General features: G+C 46.4%; 10 protein-coding genes. 7 read left to right on the plus strand and 3 right to left on the minus strand.

Annotated elements, in window-relative coordinates:
- Positions 1-8 precede the first annotated feature (8 nt).
- The 7 genes from Q1X33_RS09455 (at position 9) to gor (ending at position 9,808) form a co-directional block, all read left to right on the plus strand.
- Positions 9-749 (plus strand): Stp1/IreP family PP2C-type Ser/Thr phosphatase, encoded by a 741-nt coding sequence (locus Q1X33_RS09455; protein ID WP_005230317.1) that lies wholly within the window; start codon positions 9-11, stop codon positions 747-749.
- Positions 746-2,743 carry a Stk1 family PASTA domain-containing Ser/Thr kinase gene (pknB, locus tag Q1X33_RS09460; protein WP_005230318.1) on the plus strand — a complete coding sequence of 666 codons (1,998 nt, stop codon included), beginning with the start codon at positions 746-748 and terminating at the stop codon, positions 2,741-2,743. Before Q1X33_RS09455 ends, pknB begins: the two co-directional genes overlap by 4 nt.
- A 226-nt stretch (positions 2,744-2,969) precedes the next feature.
- The gene (locus Q1X33_RS09465; protein WP_005230319.1) at positions 2,970-3,437 is read left to right on the plus strand and encodes a CtsR family transcriptional regulator; all 468 of its coding nucleotides are present in this window, start codon (positions 2,970-2,972) and stop codon (positions 3,435-3,437) included.
- 5 nt (positions 3,438-3,442) lie between these two features.
- Complete coding sequence (locus Q1X33_RS09470) at positions 3,443-5,923, plus strand: ATP-dependent Clp protease ATP-binding subunit (protein ID WP_010748867.1); 2,481 nt, start codon at positions 3,443-3,445, stop codon at positions 5,921-5,923.
- A gap of 269 nt (positions 5,924-6,192) precedes the next feature.
- The gene (locus tag Q1X33_RS09475) at positions 6,193-7,113 is read left to right on the plus strand and encodes a peptidase U32 family protein (protein ID WP_005230321.1); all 921 of its coding nucleotides are present in this window, start codon (positions 6,193-6,195) and stop codon (positions 7,111-7,113) included.
- Positions 7,114-7,126: 13 nt separating this feature from the next.
- Positions 7,127-8,368 carry a U32 family peptidase gene (locus Q1X33_RS09480; protein WP_008381725.1) on the plus strand — a complete coding sequence of 414 codons (1,242 nt, stop codon included), beginning with the start codon at positions 7,127-7,129 and terminating at the stop codon, positions 8,366-8,368.
- 93 nt (positions 8,369-8,461) lie between these two features.
- On the plus strand, positions 8,462-9,808 hold the full coding sequence (gene gor, locus Q1X33_RS09485) for a glutathione-disulfide reductase (RefSeq protein ID WP_005230323.1): 1,347 nt from the start codon (positions 8,462-8,464) through the stop codon (positions 9,806-9,808).
- A gap of 164 nt (positions 9,809-9,972) precedes the next feature.
- Here gor and Q1X33_RS09490 read toward each other — a convergent pair whose 3' ends face one another.
- From Q1X33_RS09490 to Q1X33_RS09500, 3 genes are read right to left on the minus strand one after another with little or no spacing between them, the layout of a single operon-like run.
- Entirely contained in the window at positions 9,973-10,959 is a 987-nt protein-coding gene (locus tag Q1X33_RS09490) for a polyprenyl synthetase family protein (protein WP_010748870.1), read from the minus strand.
- Positions 10,960-10,970: 11 nt separating this feature from the next.
- Complete coding sequence (locus Q1X33_RS09495) at positions 10,971-11,531, minus strand: Gx transporter family protein (RefSeq protein WP_005232987.1); 561 nt, start codon at positions 11,529-11,531, stop codon at positions 10,971-10,973.
- Between the two features lie 10 nt (positions 11,532-11,541).
- Complete coding sequence (locus Q1X33_RS09500; protein WP_005230326.1) at positions 11,542-11,949, minus strand: NusG domain II-containing protein; 408 nt, start codon at positions 11,947-11,949, stop codon at positions 11,542-11,544.
- Positions 11,950-12,142: the final 193 nt, after the last annotated feature.

Below are 12,142 nucleotides of genomic sequence, written 5' to 3' on the forward strand. Positions count from 1 at the left end.
GAAAGAAATTGGAGATTCGTTTTCAAACAGATGTCGGCAAACGTCGCAACACAAACCAAGATTTTGCAGCAACCTATGTAAATAAAGCCAATGTGACATTGGCCTTGCTTGCCGATGGCATGGGGGGCCACCGAGCCGGAGATGTCGCTAGCCGTCAAGCAGTCAGTGAGATCGGCACCGCTTGGGAACAGACAGAGCTGACAGACAGTGAAAAAACTGCCCAATGGCTGATCCAAAAAATCCAAGCGGAAAGCCAAGTGATTTTCCAAAAAGGACAAGAACAAGAAGAACTTAGCGGCATGGGCACCACGATCATTGCTGTGGCCTTATTAGGCGACCAGTTTACGATCGCCAATGTCGGGGACAGCCGTGCCTATCTTTTACGCAATCAAGTGCTGACTCAAATCACAGAGGACCATTCACTGGTCAATGAATTGGTGAAGTCGGGACAAATCACGGCAGAAATGGCCTTGAATCATCCTCGCAAAAACGTTTTGACCCGCTCGATCGGTATGCCAAGCGAAGTCGAAGTCGATGTGGCGATCCACTTTATTGCAGACGGGGATTATTTGCTGCTGTGTTCAGACGGATTGACCAACATGGTCTCAGATGAAGAGATCACAGCAACGATCCAAGAAACCCCTGTGCTGGAAGAAGCAGTGCAATCATTGATCGATCAAGCCAACGAACGCGGTGGTGTCGACAATATCACGGTATTATTGATTAAAGTTGGAGGAGAGCGCCCATGATCGAAATTGGGAAGAAGATAAACGGCCGATACAAAATCATCGGCAATATCGGCAGCGGCGGAATGGCAAATGTGTTTTTGGCGCATGACTTGATCTTAGACCGTGAAGTGGCAATCAAAGTGCTTCGTTTTGACTTCCAAAACGACCAAAGTGCGATTCGGCGCTTTCAACGAGAAGCCTTGGCGGCGACTGAGCTGGTTCATCCAAACATCGTAACCGTTTATGATGTCGGGGAAGAAGACAGCATGCAGTTTTTGGTGATGGAATATGTCAAAGGGATGGATCTCAAGCGCTATATCCAAACGCACTATCCCGTACCTTATTTGCAGATCGTTGATATCATCCAACAAATTTTATCAGCGGTGGCATTGGCCCATCAGCACCGCATCATTCACCGGGACCTAAAGCCCCAGAATGTGCTGATCAATGAAGACGGCGTGGTGAAAATCACCGATTTTGGGATCGCGATCGCCCTATCAGAAACATCGATCACCCAAACCAACTCGATGCTAGGCTCGGTGCATTATCTTTCACCAGAACAAGCACGAGGCAGTATGGCGACCAATCAATCAGATATTTATGCGATTGGGATTATCCTCTATGAAATATTAACAGGCAAAGTACCCTTTGATGGCGAATCAGCCGTAACGATCGCCTTGAAACATTTCCAAGATGAGATCCCTTCGATTCGGATCTATGACAAAAATGTTCCGCAATCGCTGGAAAACGTCGTATTGAAGGCGACCGCCAAAGAACCGGCGGATCGGTACAAAACTGCCGATGAAATGCGAGCGGACCTTGATACCGTGTTGTCTCCTGACCGACTCAATGAACCGAGATGGGAACCTCATGCCCTGATGGATGAAACGAGAGTGCTGACTCCTGTGGAAGCAGCCCAAGTCGAAACGCCGCCAGTAGAAGAACCTGTAGAAGATAAGGTTGCGGATCAAGCTGAAGAACCAGCGCAGCCGAAAAAGAAAAAACGCAAACGGTGGCTGCTGCTGCCCATCATTATGGTGATCGCACTGCTAGGCATAGGCAGTTACTTCCTATTCGGCGGTGGTCGGGGAGATGTGGCAATTCCTGAAGTCAGTGGTCAGACAGAAGCAGCTGCCCGTGCCGAGCTGGAAGCTGCTGGTTTGCAAGTGGCAGACGAGGTAGAAGAAATTGAAGACGATGAAGTCGAAGCAGGCAATGTCGTCAAGACCGATCCGCCAGAAGGCAATGAAGTCAAAAAGAATTCCGTCGTGACTCTTTATATCAGCAGCGGAACCAAGAAAATCACCCTTGATGACTATGAAGGTCGCTCCTTTGATGATGTCAAAAAAGAGTTGATCGATTTGGGCTTTGATGAAGACAGAATCAAAGAAGAGCTAGAGTCGTCAGATGATGTCGATGAAGGGGATATTATCAGTCAATCACCAGCAGCAGGGCGGGAAGTTTCCCCAGCAGAAGACGAAATCACCTTTAAGGTCAGCTCCGGACCAGATAGCTTCGCAATGGACAACTATTATGGCATGACAGAGGCAGATGCACGAGCAGCATTAACTTCTCGCGGGGTAAGCCTTTCACAAATCAATGTCACTTACGAATCCAGCAGCCAACCGGAAGGTACGATCATTGGTCAAGCACCAGCGAGTGGCGAGTCCGTTGTGACTTCCAGAACCATCATTACATTAACTGTCAGCAGCGGGCAAGAGATGGTCAATGTACCAAGAATCGTTGGCAAAAGCCAAGCCGATGCAGAAGCAGATTTGAATGAAGCAGGACTGCAGTATACGATAGAACAAGAATCTGATTATAACGACTCTGTGCCTGCTGGAGAAGTAGTGCGCGTTACGCCCGGAGCAGGTACTTCTGTAGCAGTAGGAAGTTCTGTTACCGTGACGGTTTCCAGAGGTCCTCGACCACAGGATTCTTCTTCGTCAAGCAGCTCATCCTCCTCAAGCAGCAGCTCGTCAACGAGTGAAAGTAGTTCAGAAAGTACGCAATAAGACGAACGTTTATGTTAGAAGAACAAGCAGCTCGTCGGGGATCAAAGAATTCTCTTTTTGTTCCCCGACGAGCTGCTTGTTTCTTTTTGTAGCTAAAAAAGCTGAAGCGAGGGATAAGTGTCTTTAAAATTTCCTTTAGACCTTCCTTTTGTGCAAGCGTACATCTTTCCAAGGATTCAAAAATTGGGTATAATGAAGGTCAGAATTAGTCAAGGGAGGGAATGAATTGAGTCATCACAACACTTCCGATTTGATTGAAGCATATTTGAAGAAAATTCTTGAAGACAGTGAAACCATTGAGATTCGTCGCGCAGAAATGGCAAATTTGTTCAACTGCGTGCCCTCACAAATAAATTACGTGATCAATACCCGCTTTACCGTTCAAAGAGGCTATGCGGTTGAAAGTAAACGCGGCGGGGGCGGCTATATTCGGATCGAGAAAGTCAAAATTACTGACAGCCACCACTACTTAAAAGAAATGAATCAATTATTCGATGAAACCATCTCGGAAAAAGATGCGTATGCAATAATCCAGAAACTTTATGAGGAAGGAATCCTGTCCAAGCGAGAAGGCAATTTATTGTTGACCGTCATCGCGAAAGCAGTTCTAGGACGTTCTCCTTATGAAAATAGAACACGAGCTGATTTGCTCCATGCAATTCTAGAACGATTAAGTTACGAAGACAGGAAGTGAAAGAGATGGATGAATTATTCACCCAACGCGCGAAAGCCGTTTTGGCTATCGCCCAAGAAGAAGCAAAATACTTTAAGCACCAAGCGGTAGGTTCTGAACATATTCTATTGGCACTGGTCATTGAACAAAACGGGATCGCTGGCAAAACGTTACGGGAAATGAATATCACAGAAAACGATATTCGTGAAGAAATCGAACATTTAACAGGGTACGGCACCGTTCGTCAATACCCAGAAAACGCCTATCTCGCGTATTCACCACGAGCAAAACATACATTTGCTTATGCAGGGGATGAAGCCAAGCGTTTAGGGGCTCCACAAATCGGTACCGAACATCTACTATTAGGCTTATTAAGAGACGAAGACATTTTGGCTTCACGAATCATGCTGAATCTCGGCTTGAGTCTCGCGAAAATGCGTCAGCTTTTGAAGAAAAAAATGGGCTTCAATGAAAGCAAAACCAACGGAAGTGCTGGTCGTCGTCGTCCAGCCCAAGCCAAAGCGCAGCAAGGAACACCAACCTTGGATTCCTTAGCCCGTGATTTGACCAAATTAGCCCGTGAAAAACGACTAGATCCTGTTGTCGGTCGTGCCAAAGAAGTCAAACGGCTGATCCAGATCCTTAGCCGTCGGACCAAAAACAACCCTGTTCTCGTTGGGGAACCTGGTGTTGGGAAAACCGCGATCGCTGAAGGCTTAGCCCAAAAAATTATCAATGGGGAAGTCCCAGAAGACATGCAAAACAAACGCTTGATGATGCTGGACATGGGGGCTTTAGTTGCCGGAACGAAATACCGTGGGGAATTTGAGGACCGAATGAAAAAAATCATCGATGAGATCTATCAAGATGGTCAAATCATCTTATTCATTGATGAATTGCATACACTGATTGGGGCCGGCGGAGCCGAAGGGGCGATTGATGCCTCGAATATTCTGAAACCAGCCTTAGCCCGTGGAGAATTGCAAACCATCGGTGCCACAACGCTAGATGAGTACCAAAAATACATTGAAAAAGATTCTGCGTTAGAACGCCGTTTTGCCCGGGTGCAAGTCGACGAACCAACACCAGAAGAAGCGGAAGAAATTTTACGGGGCTTGCGTCCTCGTTATGAAGAACATCATGGGGTGGAAATTTCTGATGATGCGTTACACGCCGCTGTGCAATTGTCCGTGCGTTACATCAATTCGCGCCAATTACCAGATAAAGCCATCGATTTGATGGATGAATCAGCTGCCAAAGTGCGTTTAGACAAAACCGATGAAAGTTCAGAATTGGCAGATCTGCAAAACGAGATCGCCAACTTGATCGAAGAAAAAGAAGCCGCTATTCGTCAGCAAGATTTTGAAGCAGCAGCTCGTCTGCGGATCAAGGAAAAGAAATTGACCCAACAACTGACGGAAGTGGCGTTTATGGAAGTCAAAGAAGCGTCAGGCTATGCCGATAGTGTTACTGCAGAAGATGTCGCCACGGTCGTTTCCCAATGGACTGGTGTACCTTTGCAGCAGATGGAGAAAAAAGAAAGCGAACGCTTGTTGGATCTTGAAAAGATCTTGCATCAACGGGTAGTTGGCCAAGAAGAAGCGGTCAAAGCAGTCGCTCGTTCGATCCGTCGTGCCCGCAGTGGGTTGAAAGACCCCAACCGCCCAATTGGTTCCTTCATGTTCTTAGGCCCGACCGGTGTCGGGAAAACCGAGCTTGCCAAAGCCTTAGCAGAAGCGATGTTTGGTAGTGAAGATGCCTTGGTTCGTGTCGATATGTCCGAATTTATGGAAAAATACAGCACGAGCCGTTTGATCGGTTCACCGCCAGGCTATGTCGGCTATGACGAAGGTGGGCAATTGACGGAAAAAATCCGTTCAAAACCTTACTCCGTTATCTTATTGGACGAGGTGGAAAAAGCCCATCCCGATGTCTTCAATATCCTCTTGCAAGTGCTGGATGATGGTCATTTGACGGATGCCAAAGGTCGAAAGGTCGATTTCCGCAACACGATTTTGATCATGACCTCTAATATCGGTGCCCAACAAATCCGCGAAGAAAAAAGCGTTGGATTCAATGTCACTGATTTAACGAAAGATCACCAAGCGATGCAAAAACGGATCTTAGAAGAGCTGAAAAAAGCCTTCCGTCCAGAGTTCTTGAACCGTGTGGATGAAACAGTGGTCTTCCAATCCTTAGGTGAAGGGGAGATCCACGAGATCGTGAAGATTATGAGCAAAGCGATCATCAAACGGTTAAGCAACCAAGACATCCAATTGAAGATCACGCCATCTGCCATCGATGTGATCGGTAAAGCTGGTTTTGATCCAGAATATGGGGCACGGCCGATTCGTCGAGCATTGCAAAAAGAAGTCGAAGACCGTTTAAGTGAAGCACTCCTATCAGGACAAATTCATTTAGGTGACAAAGTGACGATTGGTGCTTCCAAAGGTTCGATCACCCTCAATGTCAAAGAGGGACAAGCACGTGTCTTGCAACAAGTTTAAGTCGAGCCAATAACGGCAGCGGCGTTTCTATGGTCGAGTAATCGGCACCCATAGAAACGTCGCTTTTTTGTCTTGCTATGTCTAGTAGTGATCAAGTGATCTCTATTAATTATGATTGATGATTCACAAAAAAATATCCTTCTAAATAGCTTTATGACAACGGTTGATTAACGGAAAAAGCGCTATTCGTGAAAAAAAGAGTAACGAGACCTCTTGGAAAGAATCCTGCTGTGTGATACTATGAATGAGTTGAAAAAAGGAGGAGTATTATGGTTGAGATTATCGCCACGGTGGAATCGATCGAGCAAGCACAGCAGCTCATCCCTTATGTTGATACATTGTTTTTTGGAGAAGAGACATTCGGGCTGCGCCTACCGGCCTCTTTTTCTCGTGAAGAGCAAATCAGACTGATCGACATGGCCCACGAAGCTGGAAAGAAAGTGACGATCGCAGTCAATGGCATCATGCATCCAGAAAAAATGAAGCGGATTCCAGAATACCTAGCATTTCTGAAGACCAATCAAGCCGATCAAATCGCTCTCGGAGATCCTGGGATCATTTACCGCATGAAGCAAAATCCAGAATGTGCCGTGCCATTTATTTATGCAGGGGAAACCTTAGTAACGAGCGCTCGTCAAATCAATTTTTGGGGACAAAAAGGAGCAAAGGCAGCCGTTTTAGCGCGAGAAGTTCCTTTCGAGGAAATGAAAATCATGGCACCACAACTAAATATTCCTGTGGAAGTATTGGTTTATGGTGCGACCTGCATTCACCAATCGAAGCGTCCGCTTTTACAAAATTATTATAACTATACCCAACAATCGGAAGAAAAGAACCACGACCGTGGGTTGTTTTTATCTGAACCGAAAAAAGAAGAAACTCACTATTCCATTTATGAAGATAGCCACGGCACGCACATTTTTGCCAATAACGACATCAATCTGATGCTGCAGATGGGGGAATTAGCCGCAACAGGCTTTCAAACCTGGAAGCTGGACGGAATCTATACACGAGGGGCTGCCTTTGTGGCAATTGCTAAGCTGTTTGCCCAAGCCAAGAGCCTTGTGGAAAGTGGGAAGTGGCAAGCAGAGCAAGCAACTGTGCTCAGTGAACAAGTTGCCCAACTTCATCCAGCAGAACGTGGGTTGGACACTGGATTTTATGCCATCGATCCTGACGATATCAAGTAAGGAGCAAGAACAAATGACCGTTAAACAAGCATTGAAACGACCAGAAGTGTTAGCACCAGCTGGTACGTTAGAAAAATTAAAAACAGCGATCCACTATGGCGCTGACGCTGTCTATATCGGCGGCAATGCCTATGGTCTACGGAGTCGCGCGGGAAACTTTACCTATGAAGAAATGGCGGAAGGGGTGGCTTTTGCCAAAGCCCACAACGCAAAAGTCTATGTAGCAGCCAACATGGTGACCCATGAGGGCAATCAAGAAGGTGCAGGGGAATTCTTTCGGGAATTGCGAGATGTCGGTATTTCGGCAGTGATCGTTTCTGATCCCGCTTTGATCCAGATCTGCGCAACAGAAGCGCCAGGTCTACCGATCCATTTGTCCACCCAAGCCAGTGCCACGAACTATGAAACATTGGAATTTTGGCGGGAAGAAGGCCTAGAACGGGTCGTTCTCGCCCGAGAAGTGTCGATGGAGGAAGTCGCTGAGATCCGCAAAAATACTAGCGTGGAGATCGAAGCCTTTATTCATGGCGCCATGTGTATTTCTTATTCTGGCCGTTGTACTTTGTCCAATCATATGTCGATGCGAGACGCCAATCGCGGCGGCTGTTCGCAATCTTGCCGCTGGAAATATGATCTGTTTGACATGCCCTTTGCAACGGAACGAAACAGTTTGACTAAAAACGGGACAGTGGAAGAAGAGTTTTCCATGAGTGCTGTGGATATGTCGATGATCGAACATATCCCTGATTTGATTGAAAACGGCGTGGATAGTTTCAAAATCGAAGGCCGCATGAAATCGATCCACTATGTTTCGACCGTGGCGAACGTTTATAAAGCAGCCGTGGACAGTTACATGGCCGATCCAGAGAACTATGTCTGCAAACAAGAATGGATCGATGAACTGTGGAAAGTTGCGCAGCGAGAGCTTGCCTCAGGCTTTTACTACGATACCCCAAGTGAAAATGAGCAGTTGTTTGGTCCACGTCGGAAAATTCCGCAATACAAATTTATTGGGGAAGTCATGGCGTATGATCCGGCAACGAAAACAGCTACGATTCGGCAACGGAACCACTTTTCCGTTGGCGATGAAATCGAATTTTACGGTCCCGGATTCCATCACTTTCACCAAACCGTCGAAGTCATGTATAATGAAGACGGTGAATCCATCGATCGTGCACCAAATCCTATGATGCTGTTGACGATGCCGGTCAAAGAACCGGTGGAAGTCGGAGACATGATTCGGAAGAAAAAATAAGGTCGAGAGTTTCTCTCGGCTTTTTTTGTTGAATCAATCCAGCCAAAAAGGATCGATGAGAACATAGACAATCTTAAGGAGGAAACAACAAATATGGAAACATACGACTACATAGTAATTGGTGGCGGCAGCGGCGGAATCGCCTCAGCCAATCGGGCAGGGATGCACGGCGCCAAAGTATTATTGATCGAAGGCAATGAATTAGGCGGCACCTGTGTCAATGTCGGTTGTGTACCGAAAAAAGTCATGTGGCAAGCTAGTGAGATGTTAGAAATGATCAAACGGGATGCAACTAGCTACGGCATTTATCCACATGTGGATAAATTTAATTTTACTGAGCTTGTGGATAACCGTGAAAAATACATTGATTTTTTACACACAGCCTATCAAAAAGGCTTAGACAGCAACAATGTAGAAGTTATCCACGGTTATGCACAGTTTGTGGATAACCACACGGTTACCGTCAATGGGGAAAACTACCATGCAGCAAACATTTTGATTGCCACCGGTGGAAAACCTAGCGCGATGAATATTCCCGGCGGTGAGTACGCCATTGACTCGAATGGTTTTTTTGCGTTGCGAGAAGCACCAAAGCGTATGGTCGTCTTAGGGGCAGGCTACATCGCAGCCGAAATCAGCGGTGTCAGCCAACAGCTGGGCAGCCAAGTGGCTTGGGCGTACCGCAAAGAGCGGCCATTACGAACCTTTGACAAGATGCTTGCGGATAATCTCGTGGAGATGTACCAAGAATCAGGAATCGAAACTTATGCAGGCTACGTTGCCTCTCGTATCATTAAAGAAGGTGACGAGTATCTCGTTCACTTTGAAAATGGCGAGACCTTGACCGGCGATTGCGTCCTTTTTGCTGGTGGTCGCGTGCCGAATACGGATAAGTTAGGTCTGGAAAACACCGATGTCCAATTGGATGAAAAAGGGTTTATCATTGTGGACAAATATCAAAATACCACAGCTGACTCGATTTTTGCGGTGGGGGATGTCATCGGAAAATTGGATTTGACCCCGGTTGCGATCGCCGCCGGTCGTCGCTTGTCTGAACGCTTGTTCAACGGTCAAAGCGATGCGTACTTGGATTATCACTTAGTACCGACGGTCATCTTTACTCATCCACCGATTGCCACGATTGGTTTATCCGAAGAAGCAGCCTTGGCAAAATACGGCCAAGAGCAGATAAAGGTGTATCGCTCGCGCTTTACACCGATGTACTTTGCTTTAAATGAGTATCGCCAAAAATGTGAGATGAAATTGGTGTGCTTAGGAGAAGAAGAAAAAATCATCGGTCTGCACGGCATCGGGATCGGTGTCGATGAAATGCTGCAAGGCTTCGCTGTAGCCATCAAAATGGGTGCTACAAAAGCAGACTTTGATCAAACCGTTGCCATTCATCCGACGGGGTCAGAAGAATTTGTGACGATGCGTTAAAAGAAAAAAACCCTCAACTGACAGATGATTTGTCAGTTGAGGCTTTTTTTTGCGTATAAAATTCTAGCTATCAACTAAAAAGCCCCCAAAGGTAGATCAAAAATCTAACCTTGGGGACTTATTTCAGTATGATTCCAGCTGCTAGGCTTTTGCTAGATCCTTGATCAGTTCTGACGCCCTAGGATCTGAGCAGTGATCTGGTAAAGATACGTTTTGGTTTCATCTTTGGTCTCAGGTAATTTCTGGATCGCCTGCAAAGCTTTTTTCGTATAGTCGGCTGCGAGTTTCTTGGCTTCCTCGATCCCAGCACTTTCTTGGACGATCCGATAGACTTCGTGGGTGTCGGTGTCCGTCATGGCGTCTTGTTTTTCCAGCAATGGGAGCAACTGTTGGCGGTCACTTTTCAGTGCCATTAACAGCGGCAGGGAATAGACGCCTTGCCGAACATCTTCCAATACTGGTTTCCCTAAAGCAGCCGCATCTTGGCTGTAATCCAAGACGTCATCCATGATTTGAAAGGCAAGACCAATGGCTTCACCGATCTCACGGGCTTGATTGGCAAAGCGCAAGGAGGTGCCGCTTTCGTAAGCCCCGATGAAGCAGCTTAAAGCAAACAACTCAGCGGTTTTGCCGCGAATGTTTTCTAAGTAATCCTCGACAGTGACGGACAAATCGTATCGTTTGCTCATTTGTCCTAATTCGCCGGCCAGGATTTTTTCCATACTACGGGAATTCATCTGCAAGCTTTTCATGGAGCTAGCATAATCGGCCATCAATTTAAAGCAGCAGACAAAGAGGTAATCACCAGCATAGACAGCGACATCGTTGCCAAATTCGGAACGAATGGTTGGCAGCTTGCGTCGGGTGTCCGCATGATCGACGATATCGTCGTGGATCAACGAGGCAGTGTGGAGCATTTCGATCGAGGCCGCCAATGCGACGGCTTTTTCGCGATCTTTGTCGCTGCCATAAGCAGAAAAGAGCAGCTGATAAGCAGGACGCAGCAGTTTCCCACCTGAATGGATCATGGACAGGATCGCTTGTTCGACCTCTTTGTTTTTTAGTTTTAATGATTTTTCCATCAATTGCAAGGAGGCAGATAAGTCAGCTTGCAGTGCTGGATACTCTTGCCACATGGAATGAAGTTTCATAATTAACTCCTTTATTCTGAATCCGAGCGCCATTTGACTTTGGTCTGGCGTTCATAATCAATTTGAAAACGGCGCAGTGTTTCGACACGGCGCAGCAAGTAGTTAGCGGCGATCCCGATAGCGATCCCGGACAAGATCCCAAAGAAAGATAGGACCGGCAAGTAGAGCATCACGCTCCATGATTGAGCGATCCATGAGGCAGTGATCAACTGTCCGACGTTGTGCAAGAAACCGCCGGCCGCACTAATGCCGATGATACTGACACGCTTAGGCCCCAACTGTTTCACCAAAGACATCCCAAAGTAACTCAGTAAGGAACCGCTCATACTATATAAGAAGGTCGAAACCGTTCCTCCTAGTAACGTCGTTAAGATCAGTCTTAGCCAAATCAAGAGAAAGCTGTCTTTTTTTGGCATGGTGAACAAAGCAATAATGGTAATTAAATTTGCCAAACCTAGTTTCGCACCAGGCGCAAAGGCAAATGGATAAGGGATCATATTTTCAACTAAACCAATCACGACCCCTTGGGCGACCAGCAGTGAGATGAAAATTATTCGTTGTAATCGACTCATAAGCAAACGATCAATAGATTAGATCGTCGGTCTCACTCCCATCTGCGGCTTGGATTTCGATCACCAATTTATGAGGCAGACAGACGATGGTTTCCCCATTTTTACTGGCCCAGCCACGGCGGACACAAATCTGGTCGCCGCAATCAGCTTCCTTGATTCGGATCCGATCGCCTTCGATCTCCAGTAAATTGGTATCTCCGTCTTCATCTTCATAAAGATAGGTGTATGCTTTTTGACCTTCAACTAAGTCAAAACGTTTGATTTCTGTCCCATCGACCCGTAAGACGGCTTCTTTGTCAGCCGTTTGCGTCTGGCCAAAAATAAAAAGCGGTAAAAAAGAGCTGAGGATCAAAACAAGTATGATAACGCCATCCCATGGTTTTAAATGGGCATCGCGGATAAATTCTTTTAGTTTCATCAAAAAAGACTCCTGTTCTTTCATGTGATGTGTCTCATTCTAGCATAAGAAGACAAGATTCTACTAGCTGAATCCTCAATAATCCACCGATTTCTGTGCAAGGACGATCAAGAAAAAGTCCTGTACTTGGAAAGAGACCAAGACACTGATTGAAAATCAGAATGTCTTAGTCTCAAGAAGTCGTACAGGGTAT

The organism is Enterococcus sp. B2E4, from assembly GCF_030499455.1.
GTDB classification, from domain to species: Bacteria; Bacillota; Bacilli; order Lactobacillales; family Enterococcaceae; genus Enterococcus_D; species Enterococcus_D casseliflavus.

Coding starts and splice junctions, on each gene's coding strand:
- pknB (WP_005230318.1), top strand. CDS start 746: ATGATCGAAATTGGGAAGAAGATAAACGGCCGATACAAAATCATCGGC.
- Q1X33_RS09470 (WP_010748867.1), top strand. CDS start 3,443: ATGGATGAATTATTCACCCAACGCGCGAAAGCCGTTTTGGCTATCGCC.
- Q1X33_RS09475 (WP_005230321.1), top strand. CDS start 6,193: ATGGTTGAGATTATCGCCACGGTGGAATCGATCGAGCAAGCACAGCAG.
- Q1X33_RS09480 (WP_008381725.1), top strand. CDS start 7,127: ATGACCGTTAAACAAGCATTGAAACGACCAGAAGTGTTAGCACCAGCT.
- gor (WP_005230323.1), top strand. CDS start 8,462: ATGGAAACATACGACTACATAGTAATTGGTGGCGGCAGCGGCGGAATC.
- Q1X33_RS09490 (WP_010748870.1), bottom strand. CDS start 10,959: ATGAAACTTCATTCCATGTGGCAAGAGTATCCAGCACTGCAAGCTGAC.
- Q1X33_RS09495 (WP_005232987.1), bottom strand. CDS start 11,531: ATGAGTCGATTACAACGAATAATTTTCATCTCACTGCTGGTCGCCCAA.
- Q1X33_RS09500 (WP_005230326.1), bottom strand. CDS start 11,949: ATGAAACTAAAAGAATTTATCCGCGATGCCCATTTAAAACCATGGGAT.